Annotated in this window: 17 protein-coding genes; 11 read left to right on the forward strand and 6 right to left on the reverse strand. The window is 65.7% G+C overall.

The window, feature by feature from the left end:
• Positions 1-57 precede the first annotated feature (57 nt).
• Together crcB and F466_RS0105440 are read right to left on the reverse strand one after the other, a co-directional pair.
• Positions 58-474 (reverse strand): fluoride efflux transporter CrcB, encoded by a 417-nt coding sequence (crcB, locus tag F466_RS0105435; RefSeq protein ID WP_018138819.1) that lies wholly within the window; start codon positions 472-474, stop codon positions 58-60.
• On the reverse strand, positions 471-905 hold the full coding sequence (locus F466_RS0105440) for a CrcB family protein (protein WP_018993617.1): 435 nt from the start codon (positions 903-905) through the stop codon (positions 471-473). The genes crcB and F466_RS0105440 overlap by 4 nt, the downstream gene beginning before the upstream one ends.
• Positions 906-1,080: 175 nt before the next feature.
• On the opposite strand from F466_RS0105440, the gene F466_RS0105445 reads away from it, so the two are divergent.
• The 5 genes from F466_RS0105445 to F466_RS0105465 all read left to right on the forward strand — a co-directional run bounded on the left by F466_RS0105445 (position 1,081) and on the right by F466_RS0105465 (position 9,911).
• Entirely contained in the window at positions 1,081-3,789 is a 2,709-nt protein-coding gene (locus tag F466_RS0105445; RefSeq protein ID WP_018993618.1) for a cation-transporting P-type ATPase, read from the forward strand.
• Positions 3,790-4,020: 231 nt separating this feature from the next.
• Positions 4,021-5,703 carry an NADH-quinone oxidoreductase subunit L gene (locus tag F466_RS0105450; RefSeq protein WP_018993619.1) on the forward strand — a complete coding sequence of 561 codons (1,683 nt, stop codon included), beginning with the start codon at positions 4,021-4,023 and terminating at the stop codon, positions 5,701-5,703.
• 1 nt (position 5,704) lies between these two features.
• On the forward strand, positions 5,705-6,457 hold the full coding sequence (locus tag F466_RS0105455; protein ID WP_018993620.1) for a hypothetical protein: 753 nt from the start codon (positions 5,705-5,707) through the stop codon (positions 6,455-6,457).
• Positions 6,454-9,588: a DUF2309 domain-containing protein gene (locus tag F466_RS0105460; RefSeq protein ID WP_018993621.1), complete on the forward strand. Its 3,135-nt coding sequence runs from the start codon at positions 6,454-6,456 to the stop codon at positions 9,586-9,588. Before F466_RS0105455 ends, F466_RS0105460 begins: the two co-directional genes overlap by 4 nt.
• Positions 9,585-9,911, forward strand: a complete 327-nt coding sequence (locus F466_RS0105465) for a P-II family nitrogen regulator (RefSeq protein WP_018174440.1) — start codon at positions 9,585-9,587, stop codon at positions 9,909-9,911. Before F466_RS0105460 ends, F466_RS0105465 begins: the two co-directional genes overlap by 4 nt.
• A gap of 83 nt (positions 9,912-9,994) precedes the next feature.
• On the opposite strand, the gene F466_RS0105470 is transcribed toward F466_RS0105465, so the two are convergent.
• Positions 9,995-10,564: a cupin domain-containing protein gene (locus F466_RS0105470; RefSeq protein WP_018864172.1), complete on the reverse strand. Its 570-nt coding sequence runs from the start codon at positions 10,562-10,564 to the stop codon at positions 9,995-9,997.
• Positions 10,565-10,861: 297 nt separating this feature from the next.
• On the opposite strand from F466_RS0105470, the gene F466_RS0105475 reads away from it, so the two are divergent.
• Complete coding sequence (locus tag F466_RS0105475) at positions 10,862-11,587, forward strand: helix-turn-helix domain-containing protein (RefSeq protein ID WP_018993623.1); 726 nt, start codon at positions 10,862-10,864, stop codon at positions 11,585-11,587.
• A 499-nt stretch (positions 11,588-12,086) separates the two neighbouring features.
• Here the strand turns inward: F466_RS0105475 and F466_RS0105480 are convergent, their stop codons facing one another.
• On the reverse strand, positions 12,087-12,998 hold the full coding sequence (locus F466_RS0105480; RefSeq protein ID WP_018138828.1) for a LysR family transcriptional regulator: 912 nt from the start codon (positions 12,996-12,998) through the stop codon (positions 12,087-12,089).
• A 109-nt stretch (positions 12,999-13,107) separates the two neighbouring features.
• Between F466_RS0105480 and F466_RS0105485 the strand changes: the two genes are divergently transcribed.
• The 3 genes from F466_RS0105485 (at position 13,108) to ettA (ending at position 16,547) form a co-directional block, all read left to right on the forward strand.
• Positions 13,108-13,980, forward strand: a complete 873-nt coding sequence (locus F466_RS0105485) for a pirin family protein (RefSeq protein ID WP_018993624.1) — start codon at positions 13,108-13,110, stop codon at positions 13,978-13,980.
• Positions 13,981-14,050: 70 nt separating this feature from the next.
• Positions 14,051-14,677: an isochorismate family cysteine hydrolase YcaC gene (gene ycaC, locus F466_RS0105490; RefSeq protein WP_018174436.1), complete on the forward strand. Its 627-nt coding sequence runs from the start codon at positions 14,051-14,053 to the stop codon at positions 14,675-14,677.
• Between the two features lie 202 nt (positions 14,678-14,879).
• Positions 14,880-16,547: an energy-dependent translational throttle protein EttA gene (gene ettA / locus F466_RS0105495; protein ID WP_018174432.1), complete on the forward strand. Its 1,668-nt coding sequence runs from the start codon at positions 14,880-14,882 to the stop codon at positions 16,545-16,547.
• Positions 16,548-16,589: 42 nt separating this feature from the next.
• Here ettA and F466_RS0105500 read toward each other — a convergent pair whose 3' ends face one another.
• On the reverse strand, positions 16,590-17,588 hold the full coding sequence (locus tag F466_RS0105500) for a phosphotransferase (protein ID WP_018993625.1): 999 nt from the start codon (positions 17,586-17,588) through the stop codon (positions 16,590-16,592).
• Positions 17,581-18,063, reverse strand: a complete 483-nt coding sequence (locus F466_RS0105505; protein ID WP_018993626.1) for a hypothetical protein — start codon at positions 18,061-18,063, stop codon at positions 17,581-17,583. The genes F466_RS0105500 and F466_RS0105505 overlap by 8 nt, the downstream gene beginning before the upstream one ends.
• A 330-nt stretch (positions 18,064-18,393) precedes the next feature.
• Here F466_RS0105505 and treY point away from each other — a divergent pair, with 330 nt between their 5' ends.
• A complete protein-coding gene (gene treY, locus F466_RS0105510) occupies positions 18,394-21,054 on the forward strand; it encodes a malto-oligosyltrehalose synthase (RefSeq protein WP_018993627.1) in 2,661 nt (886 codons plus the stop codon).
• Positions 21,051-22,829 carry a malto-oligosyltrehalose trehalohydrolase gene (gene treZ / locus F466_RS0105515; RefSeq protein WP_018993628.1) on the forward strand — a complete coding sequence of 593 codons (1,779 nt, stop codon included), beginning with the start codon at positions 21,051-21,053 and terminating at the stop codon, positions 22,827-22,829. Before treY ends, treZ begins: the two co-directional genes overlap by 4 nt.
• Positions 22,830-22,832: the final 3 nt, after the last annotated feature.

Genomic DNA, 22,832 nt, shown 5'->3' on the forward strand with positions numbered 1-22,832 from the left:
AAGTCTACGGTCGCGGCCGCGCCCCGTCCATGGCCGGGCCGTCAGGCCCGTCCGGCCTCAGCCGCGTGACGCAGCGGCATTCCAGCGACGCCCCTGCACGCTACCCAGCCATACGCCCGCCAGCCACAGCACCAGGGATACGGACACATACAGCGCCGCACGTCCGGGATCGCCCGTCTCCAGCAACCACAGGCTCTCCAGGCTGAACACCGAAAACGTCGTAAAGCCCCCGCAGAAGCCGGCCAGGACAAACTGGCGGCTCACCGGATCGGCGGGCCGGCAACCCTCCGGGGCACTGATCACGGCGTAAAGCCCAATCAGCCAGGAGCCGGCCACATTCACCGCCAGCGTGTCCCAGGGAAACCCGGTTCCCATCAGGTGCAGCCCGGTCCACGACAGGCCATAGCGCGCCATGCTGCCCAGCGCGGCCCCCAGGGCGACGAACGCGGACAGGCGCAGCGAGTAGCCCGTCATGCCGCACCACCCGCGACGCGGCCCAGCGCATGGCCGATATACACCAGCGCCAGCCCACCACCCAGTGTGAGCAGGACGTAGGCGATCGCCGGGCGCCAGCCGTCGCGTTCCGCGATACCCACCGTCTGAAGGCTGAACGAGGAGACCGTGGTGAAACTGCCGAGCACCCCCACCACCAGCAACAACCAGAGCCAGCGCGCTCCGAAGGGGTCCGCCACCAGCCCGATCGTCACGCCGATCAGCAGCGCGCCCGAGGCGTTCACGACCAGCGTCCCCCACGGGAAACGGCCTCCGGTGCGGTTATCAATCCACTGCGACAGCCAGAAGCGCGCCAGCCCTCCCAGCGCGCCCCCTGCCCCCACCAGCACAAGGCCCTCCCACCAGTCGATCATGACGGCATTGTCTGTGCCCGCAGTCGGCCTGTCGAGCATTTGCATTCGGCGCACCGATTCAGCGCCCTCCGCGGATCTGTTCAAATACAACTTGGCCATGCTTCGGCACACGCTAGTGCGCCTGTTCATCGACAAGCCCTGACACATCGCCTTTCCCGGCGCATGATTAGGACAACCGGAAGCAATGCACAGCCGCCATCCGTCAGGGATACACATGAGCGATCGCGAACCAGACCGCGACTGGCACAGCCGGGGCGTCGACCAGACCCTGGATGCCCTTGGCACCAACGCTGACGGCCTGGATAGCGAAACCGCCCACCAGCGGCTGGAAAAACACGGGTACAACCGGCTGCCCCAGCCGCCACGCCGTGGACCGCTGATGCGCTTTCTGGGGCAGTTTCACAACATACTGATCTACGTACTGATCGCCGCAGCCGTTGGCACAGCGCTCCTTGGTCACTGGCTGGATACTGGCGTAATCCTCGGGGTGGTGCTGATCAATGCCACCATCGGCCACATCCAGGAGGGCAAGGCCGAAAAGGCCCTCGAAGCCATCCGCGGGATGCTCTCGCCCCAGGCGCAAGTCCTGCGGGAGGGGCAACGCCGCAGCATCCCCGCCGAGAAGCTCGTCCCCGGCGATATCGTCTATCTGCAGGCCGGAGACCGAGTCCCGGCTGATCTGCGCTTGATCGGGGCGCACAATATGCGGGTCGACGAGGCCACGCTGACCGGCGAGTCGATCGCCAGCGACAAACAGACCGACCCCGTGGACAGCGACGCCGATCTTGGCGACCGTCAGTCCATGGCCTACTCCGGGACCCTGGTCGCCTTCGGCCAGGGGCGCGGCGTAGTGGTGGCCACGGGCGCCAATACCGAGATCGGCCGCATCTCCACCCTGCTTGGCGAAGTGGAGAGCGTCACCACTCCGCTGCTTCAGCAGATCGCCCAGTTTGGCCGCTGGTTGTCAGTCGCGATTGGCGTGCTGGCGGCACTCACCTTTGCATTCGGCTTCTGGGTGCGCGACTACGACCTGGTAGAGACCTTTCTCGCTGCAGCCAGCCTTGCCGTTGCGGCGATTCCCGAGGGACTGCCAGCGATCATGACCATCACCCTGGCGATCGGGGTTCAGCGGATGGCTGCCCGTCACGCGATCATCCGCCGCCTGCCGGCGGTCGAGACCCTGGGCTCGGTTACCACCATCTGCTCGGACAAGACCGGCACCCTCACCCGTAACGAGATGACGGTAAAGAGCATCATCACCACCCAGGCAGAGTACGAACTGGGCGGGGTGGGCTACGAGCCGCACGGCGGGGTCACCCGCGACGGCCAGGAGGCCGATCCGGAGACCGATCCCCTGCTGGCCGAGACCTTGCGCGGCATCCTGCTGTGCAACGACGCCGAGGTCTATCTCAAGGGCGACCAGTGGACCATGGAAGGCGACCCGACCGAAGGCGCCCTGATCACCGCGGCGATGAAGGGCGGGCTGGAGCCGAAGCTCGTGAACAAGGAATTTGTGCGCGACGACGTGATCCCGTTCGAATCATCCTACAAGTTCATGGCCACCCTGCACCACGATCATGAGGGGCACGCCTTCCTCTTCCTCAAGGGCGCGCCGGAACGCGTACTGGCGCTGTGCAGCCACCAGCGCACCGACGATGAGGATGAGCCGCTGGACACCGAACACTGGCAGCAGTGGATGGATGATGTCGCCTCCCGCGGTCAGCGCCTGCTCGCTCTCGCTACCAAACGCATGGAAAGGCACTGCCGAGAACTCGAGTTCGGCGACATCGAGAACGGAGGCCTCACCCTGGTTGCTGTCTGCGGAATCATCGACCCTCCGCGAGAAGAGGCAATTGAAGCGGTGGCTCACTGTCAGAGAGCCGGGATCCGCGTGAAGATGATCACCGGCGATCACGGCGTCACCGCACGGGCGATCGCCGACGAACTGGGCATCAGCACCGAAGGCGGTGTCGTGGTCGGCCACGAACTGGACGACACCTCGGACGATGACCTCCAGGCGATGGTCCAGCGGGTCGACGTATTTGCCCGCACCACACCGGAGCACAAGCTGCGGCTCGTTCGCGCGATTCAGAGCCACGGCGACGTGGTGGCAATGACCGGTGACGGCGTAAACGACACCCCTGCACTCAAACGCGCCGATGTTGGCGTGGCCATGGGGCTGAAGGGTACCGAGGCCGCACGCGAGGCCTCCGCAATGGTGCTGGCCGACGACAACTTCGTCTCTATCGCCAATGCGGTCGAGGAAGGCCGCACGGTCTATGACAACCTGAAAAAGGCGATCATGTTCCTGCTGCCCAGCAACGGGGGACTGGCCTTTACGATCGTCGCTGCCATTTTGCTGGGTCTGACCTTGCCGCTAACCCCGGTGCAGGTCCTGTGGGTCAACATGGTCAGTGCGGTTACCCTCGGCCTGGCGCTGGCCTTCGAACCGACCGAGCCGGGCGTGATGCAACGCCCTCCTCGCCCGCCCAATACGCCTATCTTGTCCGGCTTCCTGCTCTGGCGCGTCAGTTTCGTGTCCACCCTGCTGGTCGCCGGTGCCTTTGGCCACTTCCTGTGGCTGGAGCAGCAGGGGGCCGAACACGAGTTCGCCCGTACGGTGGCCATCAACACCCTGGTCATGGGGCAGCTGTTCTTCATGCTTACCAGCCGCTCTCTTCTGGCGCCCGCTCTCAGCCATGCAAGCCTCGTCGCCAGCCGACCGGCCCTGATCGCAATCGGGATCCTGGTCGTGCTCCAGAGCCTCTTTACCTATGCCCCGCCACTGCAACTCCTGTTCGGCACCACCGCCATCGGACCGCAAGAGTGGCTGCGCATCCTCGCGTTCGGCCTGATCCTCTTTACCCTGGTGGAGCTCGAGAAGGCCCTGTTGCGCCGCAGGGGCTTCAACCCGCACCAGTAAAGGAGCCCCGAGCCGGCAACCGGTCGCGGCCGCCCCCGTCCGCGACTGGCTCACGCCGGACAGCCCGCCGGGGCCCGCGTACGCCTCCCGTGATGAAGGGCCAGAGTTTGCAATCGGCCCACCTGTTTTGTATCCGGACGGCGTGTTTTTGGATATTTCTTTACCTATTATCCGGTACATCGAAGTCAACACCCCGACGGGCAGCCAACAGCGCCAACCAAGGTCGAGACAATGATCGAGACGCAGTGGCTGATCCCTCTCCTCCCCTTCCTCTCGGCATTACTCGTCCATCTGTTCGGTGCCCGACTCGGCAAACGGGTCGCACGGCTGAGCGTGGGCATCAACCTGCTCGTCGTGCTGGTGGCCGCTTTCCAGCTGATCGCCTACATCGCCAGAGACACAGGTCCGCAATGGACGGTCATGGCCGGCGGCTGGGGCAGTCTGCAGATCGACCCGCTGAGCGCGATCATGGCGCTGGTCGTCGCCGGCATCAGCCTGGTGGTCCACATCTATTCGATCCGCTACATGATCGAGGAGCCGGGGTACGCGCGCTTTTTCATGTTGCTGGATCTGATGACCGGCTCGATCCTGCTGATGGTCATGGCCGGCGATCTGATCACCCTGCTGGTGGCCTGGCATCTGATCGGCGTCTTTCTCTATTTCCTGCTGGCGCACAACACCGAACCCGTTAACGCGCAGCGCTACGCGTTCTGGACGTTCATTACCTATCGCCTGGGTGACCTGCCGCTGGTACTGGCCGCGATGGTGCTCTTCCAGGCCTACGGGGCGCTGGACTTCCCCACCCTGTTCGCCCGGATCGAAGCGGCGCCGGACGCCCGTACGTTCCTGGACCTGCCGGTGGCCGGAACCGTGGCCTTCCTGGTGGCGCTGGCGGCCTTTGCCAAATCCGCCCAGTTCCCGCTGCACACCTGGCTGCCCTATTCCATGGAGGGACCGACACCGGTTTCGGCATTGATGCACGCGGGTATCGTCAACGCCGGCGGCATCATCATCAATCGCTTCGCGCCGGTATTCGTCCACAGCAGCGAGGTCCTGCATCTGCTGTTCATCGTGGGCCTGTTCACGGCGGTACTCGGTTCGATGCTGATGCTCGCGCAGAACGACATCAAGAAGTCGCTGGGCTATTCCACCGTGGGCCAGATGGGCTTCATGATCATGGAGACCGGTGCGGGTGCGTTCGCGCTGGCGATCTTCCACCTGATTGCCCACGGGCTGTTCAAGGGCACGCTGTTCCTGGGTGCCGGCAAGGTAATTGGCGCCGCGCGCAAGCACGACGGCGTGCCGAACGACCCGCTCTACGACTTTCTGGTCGAACGCAAGTCGGCCCCGGCCCGACTGCCATGGCTGTTGATCGGGGCTGCGATGCTGATCGTGCCGCTGGTGATCCTGGTGCTCGCACACTACTGGGTGGCCCCGGACTTCTTCCAGAAACAGGGCGCGATCGTGCTCCTGTTCTTTGGCTGGATCACGGGCGTCCAGGTGCTGTTCGCCACGCACCGGCTGGATACCGGCAATCCCTTGCGCATGATGGCCCTGATCGTCCTGTCATTCGCGGTGATCGTGGTCGGCTACAGCTTTGTCGGGCACAGCTTCGAGGGCTTCCTGTATCCGGATGCCGAGTTCCGCGAAGCGCTTTATACCGCGGCAGGCATCGATCAGATCACCTTCGGTGTACTGATCGCGCTGCTGGCGCTGGTCATGGTGGCCGGGTGGCTGGGCGCCTATCTGACCCACGTGCGCCGCCAGCGGGTCGACAGGGAACATGGACGCACCTGGCTGACGCTGTACTCGCTGTTCTCCCGCGAGTTCTACGTCGCCGAGCTCTACACTCGCATGACGGTCTCGCTGCTGGCGCTGTCCCGGCGCCTGAATCTCTGGCTGAGGTGGGGTTGAGATGTCCGCTCTGCTGATCCTCGTCGCGGCATTCTTCCTGCCACTGTTCCCGATGAGCCTGGCGTTCAATGCGCTGGCTGCGCGCATCACCAACACCTACGTGCAGGTGGCGCTTTTCGTGGCCTGGCCGCAGTTCGGCGTGGCACTGATCCTGTGGGGTGATATCGCACCATTCGCTGGAGTGCTTGTCGTCTGGGCGACCCTGAGTGCGATTTTGTACGCATTTCGCCTGTTGACCATCCGCGACGTCGGGCGCTGGGCGGCCTTGCTGGCCAGCTCCACTTGGCCCCTGGTGTGGCTGTTCGCCTTGCAGCTGCCGGCTGAAACGGACGTAATCGGCTTCGCCCTCGCGATGACAGCCGCCCCGTTGCTGATGCTCCTGGTACGCGATGCGCTTGTTCGACGGCTGGAGACCGCCTATACCGGACTGCATGGCGGACTGGCGCGGGATCTCCCCCGCCTGTCGGGCATGATCGTGGTAGCCACGCTCTCCGCAATGGCCCTGCCACTGTTCCCCGGCTTCTTCGCTCTGCTGACGCTGCTGGGTGGTGCCACGCCCGGGGTTGCCCTCGGGGTCCTGCTGACCTGGCTGCTGTGGAGCTGGGCAGGGGCGCGACTGCTGCAAGGAACGGTGTTCGGCCCGCGCAGTGGTGACATCGCCAAGGACCTGCCGGCCACATCGGTATGGGCCTTCGCCGGACTGGTGGCATTGCTGGTGGTATCCGGACTGCTGTGGACTGGAGGTGTCCCGTGAAGCTGACCCTCGGACGCAAGCTCAAGATCCGCTCGATGGTGCACATGGCGGCCGAGCCGATTCCAAACTTCTGGCCCATGCGCACCTTCATCCATCACAACCCGCTTCACGGGCTGGAGGACTTGCCGTTCCCGGACGCGATCCGGCGCGGTGAAGAGCTGTTTCACGGGCGGGGATTCCTGCCCCGAGCCGACTACCAGCGATTGTTCCGCGAGGGCCGCGTGGACCGCGACACCCTCGAGGCGCGCGTCGATGCCGCTCTTGAGAGCCACCCGGCCCTTAGGGCGATCGGCGGGCTCGACCTGCTCTGCACGCTGCTGACCGAATGCCATGATCCGGTCATCACGCCGCGCACGCTCGCCGATGCCGACGACGTGGCGGCCGCCCTGAACGGTCGCGAACACACACCCTCTGCGACGGATACCGGGATACTCGCCAAACGGCTGCACGCCGCGTTTCCGGCTATGCGGCCGCTCTACGAGGCGCTCGATTCGCTGTTCGGCACACGTGTCGGGGCCACGCTGGACGAACAACTGATCAGGATCTGCCTGGACTACTTCGACGAAGGTCAGTCGGCATGGCAGATGCCCGGCCGCGAACAAGGCCTGTTCGCCGCGTGGAAGAGTGTCGTCCATCACCATCCGCGCCTGTTCCTGCGCGGTAAGCACACTCACAAAATCCTGGCGGAGTGTGACAGTCCCGAGGCGATCATCGCCCATGTCCTGGACGCGATCGGGATCCCCGAAGAGGCCTGGCCCGATCTGATCGTGCACGAACTGACTCGCCTGCACGGCTGGGCCGGCTTCATCCGCTGGCGCTCGACGGCAAGCCACTATCACTGGGCACGCGAACATCCGGCCGACCTGATTGATTTCCTGGCCATCCGCCTGGTGCTCGCGCTGTCGCTGATCCGCGAACATGGCCGTCGGCACAAGTTGCCCGGTGACCGCAAGGCGCTCGAGGCCTTCCTGACCGAGCGGCCCGGCGAGGCCTACCTGCGCCACGAACTGTTCACCGGAGCCGTACTGCCGACTCAGGCCGAGCTTGTCGAAGACGTCATCGCGCGTGGCAGGCCGGCCGAGATCGCCCGGCAACTGGACCATTACCTGCCGGCCAAACGCCGCGCGGAAAGCCGCGACCAGGCCCGCGCGCTTCACGCCCTGGCGTCGCTCGCCGGGAATCCCGCGCTGTTTGACGGGCTCGAGCGCGGACCGCTTGCCGCCGTGCTGGAACAGCTGGGCGAGTTCGAGCGGCACGAGGGTATGGTCTGGCTGGAGGCCATGGAGGCGACCTACCGCCGCAGCGTTCTGTCCGGCCTGCGACTCGACCCGCCCGCACCGCGCGAAAAACGCCCGTTCGCGCAGCTGCTGTTTTGCATCGACGTGCGTTCCGAACGTGTCCGGCGTCAACTCGAGACCATCGGCGACTACCAGACCTACGGCATTGCCGGCTTCTTCGGGGTACCAGTGAGCTTCATCGCGCTCGGCAAGGGCAGCGAGGATCACCTCTGCCCGGTCGTGGTCACGCCGAAAAACCTCGTGCTGGAGGTGACCACGGGCGCCGAGCAGCTGGACCTGGACCTGTACTCCTCGGCGGAATACCTGCTGCACGACCTGAAGCACTCCGTGCTGTCGCCGTATTTCACCGTCGAGGCCATTGGTCTGCTCTTCGGATTCGACATGATTGGCAAAACCGTCGCGCCGGCGGCCTACCACCGATGGCGCAACAAGATCGAGTCGGACCAGCCCTCGACCCGCCTGATGGTCGACAAACTTACCCGTGAACAGGCGGATTCGGTGGTTCGCGCCCAGCAGCGGGTCATCATCGTCCAGGCGATTCATCAGCAGTTCGACATCGAGCGCGAAGCGATCACCGACTCCATGATCCGCGAGTTGCGCGAGACGGCAATGGGAAACAGCAGCGAACAGACCGTCTTCGCCCGCGAATTCGGCCTGAGCGAGAGTGCGGAGTCGGAGTTCATCGCGACCTTGCGGAACGACTATCGGATCAACCGTTCCTATGCCCATATGCAGCTCGAGCGACTGGGACGAATCGGCTTTTCCCTCGAAGAGCAGGCCTACTTTGTCGCTCAGGCGCTCCGCTCCATCGGCCTGACCGAACAGTTCTCGCGTTTCATCATCCTCACGGGGCACGGCAGCCAGTCGGACAACAACCCCTACGAATCGGCCCTGGACTGCGGCGCCTGCGGCGGCAGCCACGGTATCGTCAGCGCGCGAGTGCTCGCACACATGGGCAACAAGCCCGAGGTTCGACGGCGGCTGCGAACCCAGGGCATCGACATCCCCGATGACGCCTGGTTTCTGCCCGCCATGCACAACACCACATCCGACGAGATCCGGCTGCATGACCTCGACCTGCTGCCGGCCAGCCACCTGGTCTATCTCGAGCGCCTGCGCAACGGCCTGCGCGCCGCCACGCGCCGAACGGCACGCGAGCGGCTGCAGACCCTGGAACCGGATCTCGAGGACGCCCCCGATACCATAACGGCCGCTCGGCGGGCACGACGCAACACGGTCGACTGGGCCCAGGTGCGCCCCGAATGGGGTCTGGCACGCAATGCGGGCTTCATCATCGGCCGGCGACACCTGACCGCGGCGAGCAACCTGCAGGGCCGCACGTTCCTGCATTCCTACGACTATCGCGTCGACCCCAAAGGCCGACTGCTGGAAAGCATTCTGACCGGCCCGCTGATCGTCGCCCAGTGGATCAACATGGAGCACTATTTCTCGGCGGTCGACAACGAACGCTACGGCTCCGGCAGCAAGGCCTACCATAACGTCGCCTGTCGCGTCGGGGTCATGACCGGCAACCTCTCGGACCTGCGCACCGGCCTGCCCGCCCAGACCGTACTCTACGACGGGCTGCCCTACCACGACCCGATCCGGTTGCTGGCCCTGATCGAGGCCCCGCTCTCCCATGCGCGCCGGGCCATTGAAAACGTGCCCAAGGTCCGGAGCCTGATTGCGAATGGCTGGGTACTGTGCGTCATCCTCGACCCGGAAACCGACCGGCTGTACCGATTCGTCGACGGCGACTGGCGCGAGGAACCCCCGCCCCGTTCCACACAAGATGCGGCCGACCGACCTGCCGTGGAGGAAAACCGCGCATGAACGACCTGAATCTCAAATCACTGAAGAAGATCGAGATCATTCTCGAAGGCGAACACCAGGCGTTTGCCACCGATCTGCTGGATCGGGCGGGCGTCAAGGGCTACACCATCATCGGCAATCTCTCCGGCAAGGGTAGCCAGGGCTTCCACTCGGGGCACCTGATGTTCAACGAGGACGAAGTCCTGATCATGATCATCGCGGCGATCCCCGAAGAACTGGTCGAGCCGATCCTCGAAGGGTTCACGCCCTTCTTCAACCAGCACAGTGGTGTCGTCTTCATCTCCGACATCCAGGTCAGCCGCCTGGTGAAGTTCAAGGGCTGAGATCGAGCGCCTTGCCTTGAGCACACGGGTCGGCGACCACCACGGACGCCCCCTCACGACCGTGGTAGCCGAACATCACCTCCTCAGTGCCCATGGAGCCGGTTTTCGCCCGTGCGCTCAATGCCGCACTTCTCGTCCAGTGCAGAGTTGTCGTCCGCGTCGACGGGCATCGTCAGCGGACCCTCTCCCGGGACCCCAAGCAGCGTGGCAATGACCACCGTGGGTTCATCCCGGCTGGGATTATAGGCCGTGTGCACACTGTCCCCGGGATCGACCAGGGCCATGCCGGGTTCAAGCTCGCGCCTTACACAGTCCTCCGCGAACATGAATACGAATTCACCTTCCGTGACCATGATGAGTACCGTCCCCGGATGGGTATGCCAGGGAAACACGGCCCCCGGCTGGATGGTGAACTCGAATACGCTGACATTCGATGCGTCTTCAATGTCGAAGGTCTTCCTGGGCAAACCGTCGAGCTCCTGCGTGATCTGCATCGAGACTTCGCCGCTAAAGGCGTGACGTTCGGTCAATGGCTTGGCCGTGATCGGATCGGGGTCCGCGTGTGCCAGTGGCGTGGCCAGGAGCACCAGCAGCGTAAACGCCGTGAGGGATATGGCGGCTCTGGTCCTGGCAAGGAATCCGGGATTGTTCATGACATTCTCCTTTGGGTCTGTTTGGGGCGAGCACTCCCCGACAGCGGCACCCTCGGCGCCGTATGTCGCACACGCACTCCGTGCGGCTTGATGTGGAAGGACTCGACTGGCGATCGATTCGCATGTGAGTGTCATCATCGGCTCCCCTTGGTTTGGGCTGCGATGGGTTACGGCAAGACAAGGCAGGCCGTGACATCAGCATTGCGAAGCAGAGGCCCACCCCGCTAGTTCAGAAAATGAACCGGAAAACACCCGGTGGCGGAGCCATAATTGGGAAAATGGCTGCGGAGAAGCGCCATGACCGACCGAACGGGATACAGTCAGTTCTGCCCTGTGGCAAAGGCGGCGGAGATCCTGACAACGCGCTGGACCCCGCTGGTTCTGCGTGAGTTGATCAGTGGGTCCTCAGGTTTCAACGAGATCCATCGCGGCGTGCCGCTGATGTCGCGTGCGCTGCTGGCCCGCCGTCTGCGGGACCTGATTGCGAGCGGCGTCGTAGTCCGAGAACACGCGGACTATCGCCTGACGGAGGCCGGCGAGGCCCTGGGCCCGGTGATCATCTCGATGGGCCTGTGGGGGCGACGCTGGGTGGAAAGCGCAGCCGACGGCCCCGACTGGGACGCAGGCGTACTCATGTGGGACATGCGCCGGCGCATCGATACCGCGGCTCTTCCCTCGGGGCGAACCGTCATCCAGTTCGACTACAGCGACGCACCACCCGAACTTCGACGCTGGTGGCTACTGATCGAAGACGATGATGTCGACCTCTGCCAGTCCGACCCCGGATTCGAGGTCGACCTGTACATCGCCACAACCGTGCGGGTGCTGGGCCCGGTCTGGATCGGCCAGCGTCCCCTCGCGCCGGCCATCGAACGCAGGGATATTCGGGTTCTCGGAAGACTGGAGCTGGAACGCAGCATCGGGCGCTGGATGAAGCTGTCAGTCATTGCCGAACAGGCGGCAAGGTCGCCCCCCACAAGAACGGCCCCTGACGCCACCACCGGGATGAACCTGAAACACTGACCAGCGGTCCAGACCTCGTCCCTCTACCGAATTCCCGTCGGGCTGTCGCCACCAGTATTCCATCGCAAAGCTGGCAGTCTTCAGCATGTCTCGCTCAGCGGTTGGCCCCAACGGGACGCCCAGCACGGGCCGCGATTGGCTTGCCCGCGCAGACCGTACTTTGCAACGGCTTGCCCCACTCCGACCCAATTGCCCGCTGACCCTCACCGAGCCGCGTTCGCACACGCACGCGGAGCCATCGACAGCGTGCCCAGGATCCGGAGCCTTATCGACAACGGCCGAATACTGATCATGATCATCGCTGCGATCCCCGAAACACTAGTCGGGCTCGAGAAAACAGAGCTGCGCCGGCGCGGCTTCAACCCCCACCAACAGGGATACTACCGGGCCGTTTCAGCCGCATCGCGCCTGCCAGCCAGGCGGTAACCCCATGCACTGATAACTCGCGACAAGCGAACGATACAGCCGCTCGCACGATGGCTTGACCGGTCTGTGGACCTCAATCCTCGTCGAGAGCGGCAAAGCCTTCGGCCAGATGATCGATCAGGCCACGCACGGCCGGCAGCTGACCGCGCCGCGACGGGAACACCGCATGCACGATCTCGCGCGGCGGGGCCCAGCCGTCCAGCACCGGCAGCAGACGGCCATCCTCCAGCTCCGTGGTCATCATCATGGTCGGCAACTGCACGATACCGACCCCGTGGCAGGCGGCAATCCGCAGGGCCGTCATGCTGCGCGTGACCAGCCGCGGCTGGTGGGCAATCCAGGCCTCGCCACCGTCGGGCCCGACAAGATGCCACTGATAGCGTGCCTGCGGCCGGCTCAGTGCGAGGCTGGGGAGGTCTGCGAGATCCGCGGGCACCTGCGGCGAGCCCTCGCGCTGGAGCAGGTCCGGGCTCGCCACCAGCCGCTGGGCCCGGTCGGCCAGGACGCGCAGGACAAGCTCGCTGTCCTCCAGCGGCGGCGGCTCCACGCGGATGGCGATATCGAAACCTTCCTCGATGACGTCCACGCGGCGGTTGGTCGCGTCCAGGTGCAGCTGCACCCGCGGGTAACGGCGCTGGTATTCCGCCAGCATGGTCGCCACCCGGGCATCCAGCAGCGCGACCGGACAGCTCAGCTTGACCGTGCCACAGGGCTCGTCGCGCAGGCCGTCGATGGCGTCCTGCGCGGCCTCCGCCTGCACCAGCATGGCCTTGCAGAAGCCATGGTAGACGCGCCCGATCTCGGTGACGCCGACCTGCCGGGTGGAGCGATGCAACAGGCGCACCCCCAGGCGTTCTTCCAGCGCCGCGATCCGGCGACTGAGCTTGGACTTGGGCTCGCCCAGTGCCCGTGCAGCGGGGGCAAACCCGCCGTGCTCGACCACGCGGGCGAAATAGTAGAGATCGTTGAGGTCCTGCATCTTCATCGTTCCGATTATGGAACGGTGAGTGTAATTTTCCGGCACTACCCGCGCCACCGTCCTGCTGCCAGGATTCTCGTCAGGCCACCAACCACGGCCTTTCGAGGAGGACGACATGAAGACCATCCTGGGTACATACAGCGCCCCACCCCGCCACTGGGTCGGCAACGGCTTTCCCGTGCGTTCGCTGTTTTCCTACCAGACTCACGGCCGCCACGTGAGCCCGTTCCTGTTGCTCGACCATGCCGGCCCCATGGATTTCGAACCCGCGGCCCGGCCGCGCGGCGTCGGAGAACATCCGCACCGGGGGTTCGAGACCGTCACCATCGTGCTGGATGGCGAGGTAGAGCATGCCGACTCCACCGGGGCCGGCGGCATTATCGGACCGGGCGACGTGCAGTGGATGACCGCCGGTGCCGGCATCCTGCACGAGGAGTTCCATTCCCGGCGCTTCACCCGCACCGGCGGGCGGCTGGAGATGGTGCAGCTCTGGGTCAACCTGCCGTCCCGATACAAGATGACGGCACCGGGCTATCAGCACCTGGGCGTCACCGACATCCCGGAGATCGCACTGCCGGACGCCGCGGGGCGGCTGCGAGTCATTGCCGGCGAGTATGCCGGGCAGCGAGGGCCGGCCCGCACCTTCAGCCCGATGCAGGTATGGGACCTGCGCCTGGAGCGCGACGGCGAGGTCCGCCTGGACCTGCCGCACGGCTGGAACTCCATGCTGGTGGTACTGCACGGCACCGTTCAGGTGAACGGCAGCGAGATCGCGCGCGGCGGCCAGCTGGTGATGCTGAGCGCGGAGCACGAGGGGGTGATCGTCGAATCCAACAACGAGGCCACCGTACTGGTCCTGTCCGGCGAACCCATCGACGAGCCCGTCGTCGGCCAGGGGCCCTTCGTCATGAATACGCCGGAGGAGATCCGCCAGGCCATCCGCGACTATCGCGAGGGCCGCCTGCAGCACTCCGCCCCATCCACTTGACCCCACCCCGCGGCGCACCCGCGTCGCGGACTTTCATGCCTGCCCGGCAGGCCTTCACAAGGAGAACGACATGAATCACGACTACACCTACCGCCGCCTCGACAAGGACGATGCCGCGCTGCTGCTGGTCGATCACCAGTCCGGTCTGATCTCGCTGGTCCAGGACTTCGAACCCAGCGAATTCAAGAACAACGTGCTGGCCACGGCGGCCTGCGGCCGGTACTTCGGGTTGCCCACCATCCTGACCACCAGCTTCGAGGCCGGCCCCAATGGACCACTGGTGCCGGAACTGAAGGAGATGTTCCCCGACGCCCCCTATATCGCGCGTCCGGGCAACATCAACGCCTGGGACAACGAGGAATTCCTGGCTGCCGTGAAGGCCACCGGCAAGAAGCAGCTAATCATCGCCGGTGTCGTCACGGAGGTGTGCGTGGCCTTCCCTGCGCTGTCCGCCATCGAGGAGGGCTACGACGTGTTCGTGGTGACCGACGCCTCGGGCACCTTCAACAAGACCACCCGCGATTCCGCCTGGTCCCGCATGGAGGCCGCCGGCGTCCAGCTGATGGGCTGGTTTGCGATGGCCTGCGAACTGCACCGCGACTGGCGCAATGATGTCGAAGGCCTGGGATCGCTGCTCTCCGAGCACATCCCCAACTACCGCAACCTGATGACCAGCTACTTCGCACGTAACGCCTGAGCCATGAGCTATCGGGGCGGGCGGCCATCGCGGCGCCCGCCCTTTGCCGTTTTCATCACGACCTGACGCCCTGGAGGCGTTCACAAGCTCCGGGATCACCGGGGACATGCGCCTCCGGATTGCCGGGATGGTAAAGTGCGGGCCCAGAAAGGGCCGTAAAGGGCCTGTCCCTCATTCAAACCGCATTGGTCGCAGGAGCATCATGGCGCAGTACATCTTCACGATGAACGGTGTGGGCAAGATCGTCCCGCCGAAGAAGTACATCCTCAAGGACATCAACCTGAACTTCTTCCCGGGCGCCAAGATCGGCGTGCTGGGTTACAACGGTGCGGGGAAATCCACACTGCTGCGCATCATGGCGGGCGTGGACACCGAGATCGTCGGCGAGGCGCGGCCGCAGCCGGGCATCAATATCGGCTACCTGCCGCAGGAGCCGCAGCTCGACGAGAGCAAGGACGTGCGCGGCAATGTCGAGGAGGCCGTGGCCCCGATCAAGGAGGCGCTGGCCGAGCTGGATCAGGTGTATGCCGCCTATGCCGAGGCCGATGCCGACTTCGATGCCCTGGCCGCCAAGCAGGGCGAGCTGGAGGCGAAGATCGAAGCGGCCGACGGCCACAACCTCGAGCGCAAGCTGGAGGTCGCCGCAGACGCCCTGCGCCTGCCGCCGTGGGATGCGGACGTGAAGACCCTGTCCGGGGGGGAACGCCGCCGCGTGGCCCTGTGCCGCCTGCTGCTGTCCAGCCCGGACATGCTGATCCTCGACGAGCCGACCAACCACCTGGACGCCGAATCCGTGGCCTGGCTGGAACGCTTCCTGCAGGAGTTCCAGGGCACCGTGGTCGCGGTCACCCATGACCGTTACTTCCTCGACAACGTGGCCGGCTGGATTCTCGAGCTCGACCGCGGCCAGGGCATTCCGTTCCAGGGCAACTACTCGCAGTGGCTGGAGCAGAAGGAAAAGCGCCTGAAGCAGGAAGAAAAGGCCGAGGCCGCCCGCGTGAAGGCGATGGAGTCGGAGCTCGAGTGGGTGCGTTCCAACCCGAAGGGCCGCGGCGCCAAGAGCAAGGCGCGCCTGAAGCGCTTCGAGGAGATCGCCTCCACCGACTACCAGAAGCGCTCCGAGACCAAGGAAATCTACATCCCGCCAGGCCCGCGCCTGGGCGACAAGGTGCTGGAGGTGGACGGCCTGTCCAAGAACTTCGGCGACCGCGTGCTCTACCAGGGTCTGTCGTTCTCCGTGCCACGCGGCGCGCTGATCGGCGTGATCGGCCCGAACGGCGTCGGCAAGACCACCCTGTTCCGCATGATCGCCGAACAGGAACAGCCGGACGAAGGCACGATCGAACTGGGCGAGACCGTGCAGCTGGCCTATGTGGACCAGAGCCGCGACGCGCTGCAGGACGAGAAAACCGTCTGGGAGGAGATCTCCAACGGCCAGGACATCATCCAGGTCGGCAATTTCCAGATGCCGTCACGCGCCTACGTCGGCCGCTTCAACTTCAAGGGCACCGACCAGCAGAAACGCATGAAGGAGCTGTCCGGCGGGGAACGCAACCGCGTACACCTGGCCAAGCTGCTCCAGAGCGGTGGCAACTTCCTGCTGCTCGACGAACCGACGAACGATCTGGACGTCGAGACCCTGCGCGCGCTGGAAGAGGCCCTGCTGGACTTCCCCGGCTCCGCGATCGTGATATCGCATGACCGCTGGTTCCTCGACCGCATCGCCACGCACATCCTCGCGTTCGAGGAGGATGGCAACGTGGTGTTCTTCGACGGCAACTACCAGGAATACGAGGAAGACCGCCACAAGCGCCTGGGCGCTGAGGCCGACCAGCCCCATCGGGTCAAGTACAAGCGACTCGCTTCCTGACGCGAACCCGTCCGGGCGCTCTCCGCGTCCGGACGGTTGGCCTTACAGCCGTTCCAACACACTGCGCGTCACGCGCTCGGCGTAGTCGTTGCGTTTCCAGTGCTCCGGACTCCAGCCGGCCAGAAAACGCTGGAAATCCGCCTGGGCCAGCAGGAACAGCTCGCGCCATTCCTGCTCCAGTGCGTCCAGGTCCACACCCCCTCCGTGCGTGGCGACAACCTCCGAGCGCAGTGCAGCGAAATACCCCTCCAGCAGTTCCTTCTCGAAGCGTTCCTGATCAGCCTCGTCCAGACAGCTGCCGATGAAGTACGCAACGTCCTTCATCCCGCAGCCACCCCCGACATACTGGAAATCCACCGCGGCCACCCGATCGCCACGTTCGCTGAAACAGAAGTTCGCGACCTTGGCATCGCCATGCACCAGCGTCTGAAAGCGCGCCGAACTGAGTCGCTGATCGAGCTTCGGGGCTGCTTCGCGCAGTTGGGGATCAGCGATGGCCGCCCATTCGTCCGGCCGGGTCGCGAGGTGCCAGTAGGTACCCGTAGTCCAGAGTCCCAAGGGCCTGGCACCGAGAAAGGTCGCGTGAAAGGCCGCAAGCCATCCCAGGCAAACGCCGGCCTGCTCCACCGACAGGTCATCGTGCCGAAGCGGAAAACCGGCGGCATCCAGGTCCTCCAGCACAATCAGGTGGGAATCGCCCAGGTCCTGCGCGAGGTGGCATCGCGGGACACGACAGGCGTCGCGGCAGCGCCCCGCCCAGTCGCGATACCAGTGCATCTCGACCTGATAGGAGTGCCGCTTGCGCTCATGCCCCCGCGCCCCTGACCAGCCGCGCGGGTGGCGGCGATTGGCCGGAAACACAATGTGCTTGGCGATAACGGTGGGAACGGACGCCCCCTCCAGACGATAGCGGACGATCTCGCCGTAGCCGCTCCAGAGCGTCTGGACATGCTCGATGGGGATCGCGCGGCGGGCGCCCGTGGCTGCGCATACTGCAGCGGCGACCGCCGCCTGCGATCCGTCGCGGCCTGGCTCAGACACCCGGGTCGTTGCAGGTCGCGGTCAGGCGCCCCTCGACTGGATCCCGCGTCATCCCGGTATCGGAAAACAGCCCCTCGGCGACCAGTTCCGCGCCGTCGATCCGGATCAGGGGTTCGGAGGGACCGTCCGCAGCGGAGAACCACTGATCGCCGGAACGGCTGCGGTTGGCCTCCAGCACCTCGCCCTCCGGCGACATTACATCCCCGATCTGCACGCTGACCGTATGCATCAGCATGCCGCTGACCTCATTGCGCGAGACAAACACCCGCATCGGGCCATCTTCAGTCTCGGCATCGCCAACGAGTGTCTGCAGGTCACCTTCGTCGGACTCGCCTGAGAAATCACAGACCTGAACGTCGAGATCATGGGACTGCCCATCCAGCTCGAGCTGCGCGGTGCCCGCGGCGTGGGCGCTGCCGGCCACGGCGAACACAATGGTGGCAGCCGTCAGGCTCCTGATGCGATTCGGGTTCATGTGTGTCCCCTGCTCTTGATCCGAACCCGACAGTATCCCGGGTTGTACCAACGGGCAAGCCGGGGTTGGCGCTGATGCGTTTGCACCTGCATGCCGGAGCGAATTCTGCCCGCCTCGTCCTCATGCCAGCGGCCGTACCAGTGGAACGGGGGGCGCAACACACAGGACATACGTTCCTTTCGACCGCGATGTGGTCCATATTCAGAGTGGAGGCTGGTTGATCCTCGAGGCGGAGGGCGATGCGAAGATCCTTCGGTAGCGCTATAAGGGGTGGTTCCGGAATCCGGCCCGGCGCTTCTCCTTGCCGGAACCGGTCCCGGAGAACAGCCCGTGCAGCCTGAACGGACCGCCACCTGCCGCTTGCAGTTGCACGCCGGCTTCACACTGGATGATGCCGCGCGCGTGACCCCCTACCTCGCCCGGCTGGGCGTATCGCATCTCTACCTTTCTCCGATCCTGCAGGCGGTGCACGGCAGCACCCATGGCTATGACGTGGTCGACCCCTCGCGGGTGAACGACGAGCTCGGCGGCGAGCCGGCGCGCCAGCGCCTGTGCGCGGCACTGGAGCAGGCCGGTATGGGCCTGGTGCTGGACATCGTACCGAACCACATGGCGGTGGCCGGAGCCCAGAACCCGTGGTGGTGGAATGTACTGGAGAATGGCCCCTCCAGCCCGTTTGCGATGTATTTCGATGTGGACTGGGAATCATCGGAGGAGCGCTGGCCGAACAAGGTGCTCCTGCCGGTGCTGGGCGATCATTACGGGCGCATCCTGGAGGCTGGCGAGATCCGTCTCCAGTATGGCGACGGCCTGTTCGAGCTCGCCTGTCACGAACACCGCTTCCCGCTGGACCCGTCCTCGCTGAACGACCTGCTCCACCGCGCGTACCGCGCCACGGGTATCGAATTGCTGGGCTTTCTCGCGGAGTCTTGCGCGCGCCTGCCGCAGCCATGGCTGACCGCCCGCGACGCGGCGTCTCGGCGCCATCGGGATCAGGACGTCATCCGTCAACTCCTCGACAACACCACCCGGCAGGATCCGGCGGCCGCTGCGGCCATCGAGGCCGAGGTGGACCAGATCAATACGCGGCCCGATGCCCTGGATGCACTGATCGAGAAACAGAACTACCGCCTGGCCTGGTGGCGTACCGCCGGACGCGATCTCGGTTATCGGCGGTTCTTCGACATCAACGACCTGGCCGGCCTGCGCCAGGAGCAGGAAGAGGTCTTCGAGGCAGTACATGCACTACCGCTCCGCTGGGTAGAGGAAGGCTCGGTGCATGGCCTGCGGATCGACCACCCCGACGGCATGCGCGACCCGGGGCAGTACTTCAGTCAGCTGAGCCGGGCCTGCCCGGGCGCCTGGATCGTCGCCGAAAAGATCCTCGAGCCCGGCGAACAGCTGCCCGGAGACTGGCCGATCGCCGGCACCACCGGCTACGACTTTCTCAACCGCGTACAGGGGCTGTTCGTGGACCCGGCGGGCGAGGCCCCGCTGACGCGGCTGTTCGAGGAACTCACCGGCGAGCACGCCGACTACGCCGGGCTGGTCTACGAGTCCAAGCGGCAGGTACTGAAGGACCTGCTCGGCAGCGAGCTGAACCGGCTGAGTTCGCTGTTCGTGGACATCTGCGAACTGCACCGCCGACACCGCGACTATACGCGCCACGAGCTGCACCTGGCCCTGCTGGAGACAGCCTCCTGCTTCCCCGTCTACCGCACCTACGTGAGCCCGCGTGAAGGCTCAGTGGCGGCGACCGACGTCGACTATGTAGACGCCGCGATCCACCAGGCGGGCGAACGCCGTCCGGAGCTGGACAGCGAGCTGCTGCAGTTCCTGCGCGACCTGCTCCTGCTGCGCATCCCCGGCGAGCGCGAGAACGAACTCGCCCTGCGCTTCCAGCAGTTGACCGGGCCGGCGATGGCCAAGGGGGTCGAGGACACCGCGCTGTACCGCTTCCACCGCCTGACGGCGCTCAACGAGGTCGGTGGCGACCCGGAACGTTTCGGCATATCGGTCGATGCATTCCACGAGGCCTGCGCCCTGGTACACGCGCGTCACCCGGAGACCATGCTTACCACCTCCACCCACGACACCAAACGCAGTGAAGACGTGCGCGCGCGCCTGGTGCTGCTCTCCGAGATCCCGGATGCGTGGGCAAAAGCCACGCGCAGCTGGATGCGACACAACGCCCGCTACCGCAGCGGCGATTGGCCGGAACCGGCCACCGAATACCTGTACTACCAGACGCTGGTCGGCGCCTGGCCGATTGATGCCCAGCGCATGACCGCCTACATGGAAAAGGCCGCGCGCGAGGCCAAGCAGTACAGCAGCTGGACCCACCCCCAAGAGGACTACGAGCAGGCATTGCGCGACTTCGTGAGCGGGACGCTGGAGGATGCAGGATTTCGCAACGCGCTGGAGTCGTTCCTGCAACCGCTGATCGGCCCCGGTCGCACCAACAGCCTGGCGCAGACCCTGATCAAGCTCACCGCGCCAGGGGTTCCGGACCTCTACCAGGGCAGTGAGCTGTGGGACCTGAGCCTGGTCGATCCGGACAACCGCCGCCCGGTGGACTTCGTGACCCGGGCCCGACTGCTGGAGGAACTCGGTCACCTGACCCCGGCGCAGATCAGTGCCCGTGCCGACGAGGGCCTGCCCAAGCAGTGGGTGGTGCACCAGGCGCTGACCCTGCGCCACCGCCATCCGGAATGGTTCCGGCCGGATGCGGCCTACACCCCGCTGCGGGTCACCGGCGAGCGCGCCGGGCATGCAGTGGCCTACCTGCGCGGGGAAGGCGCGCTGGTGCTGGTGCCGCGCCTGGTGCTCGGGCTGGGGGGCGACTGGCGCGACACCCGGCTCGGGCTGCCGCCCGGCGTCTGGCACAACCGCCTCTCGGGCGAGACCTTCGAGGGCGGCGACCGGTTGGTGGCCGAGCTCCTCGATGCGTTTCCGGTGGCACTGCTCGAACGCGAGGAAGAGACCGCATGACCCGCGTGCGCGTCTGGGCCCCGCAGGCGAACCAGGTCGAGCTCGAGTGCGGCGGCAGCCGCATGCCGATGGACCGCCAGGGCGAGGGCTGGTGGTCGCTGCAGACCTCGCGGCTGGTGCATGGCAGCGACTACGCCTTTCGCGTCGACGGCAACGGGCCGTTCCCCGACCCGCGTTCCGCCTGGCAGCCGCAGGGGGTGCACGGCCCGTCGCGCTGGCTGGACCATTCCCGCTTCGTCTGGAACGATGCCGGCTGGCAGGCGCCGCCGCTGGCCGCGGCGGTGATCCAGGAGATCCACGTCGGCACCTTCACCCCGGAGGGCAGCTTCGACGGCGTGATCGACCGCCTCGGCCATCTGGCCGAACTCGGCATCACCCACCTGGAGCTGATGCCGGTGGCCGCGTTTCCCGGCGCCCGCGGCTGGGGCTACGACGGGGTCGACCTGTATGCCCCGCACCATGCCTACGGGGGTCCCGACGGCCTGAAACGCCTGGTCGACGCCTGCCACCGCCGCGGCATCGCGGTGCTGCTGGACGTGGTCTATAACCACCTCGGGCCGGACGGCAACTACCTGGCGCAGTTCAGCCCCTACTTCACCGACCGCTACCACACCCCGTGGGGCGACGCGGTCAACCTCGACGGCGCGGACAGCGACAGCGTGCGCCGGTTCTTCATCGACAATGCCCTGATGTGGCTGCGCGACTATCACATCGACGGCCTGCGCATCGACGCGGTGCACGCGATCGTCGACACCTCGGCCACCCATTTCCTCGAGCAGCTCGCCGGCGAGGTGCAGCGCCTCGGGCGGCAGCTCGGCCGGCACCTGGTGGTGATCGCCGAGAACGACCGCAACGACCCGCGCGTGGCGTGGCCGGTCGAGGCCGGCGGCTACGGGCTGGACGCCCAGTGGAACGAGGATTTCCATCACGCGCTGCACACCGCACTGACCGGCGAGTCCGACGGCTACTACATGGACTTTCGCGGGCTGGCCGACCTGGCCCGGGTGCTGACCCGCGGCCTCGCCAACGACGGCCGCTATTCGCCCTTCCGCCGCCGGCGGCACGGCCGCCCCGCGGCGGACCAGCCGGGACGGCGCTTCGTCGGTTGCCTGCAGAACCACGACCAGATCGGCAACCGCGCCAACGGAGAACGCATCAGCGAACTGGTCTCCCCCGGCCTGCTCAAGGTCGGAGCGGCCCTGGTCATGACCAGCCCCTTCGTACCAATGCTGTTCCAGGGCGAAGAATGGGGCGCCTCGAGCCACTTTCTGTACTTCACGGATCACACCGACCCGGAACTGGGCCAGGCAGTCACCGAGGGTCGGCGGCGCGAGTTCGCCGCCTTCGTCGGGGATCCGGGCGACATCCCGGACCCGCAGGCCCGCGAGACCTTCGAACGATCGAGACTGGACTGGGACGAACGCGAACAGCCGCGACATGCCGCGATCCTGCGCTGGTACCAGGCGCTGATCGCCCTGCGCCGCACCCACCCGGCCTTCAGCGATGATCGCCTGGATGCCATCGACGCATACTTCGACGAGACAGCCCGATGGTTCGTGATGCACCGGCCGGGACTGCTGGTCGCGTGCAACCTGCACCCCGATGCGCAACGCCTGGCATGCCCCGGGACCGCACGATCACGCCTGCTGCTGCGATCCGAAGCGGAGATCGTGATCGGGCAGGAGAACCTGGACCTGCCCGGCGCCTCCGTCGTGATTATGGAACCGGGCGATCCGCCCGGTATGTCTTGCCAACATCCCATGTCGAGGGAGTGAGCC

It is taken from the genome of Thioalkalivibrio sp. ALgr1, assembly GCF_000378285.1.
Taxonomy (GTDB): domain Bacteria; phylum Pseudomonadota; class Gammaproteobacteria; order Ectothiorhodospirales; family Ectothiorhodospiraceae; genus Thioalkalivibrio.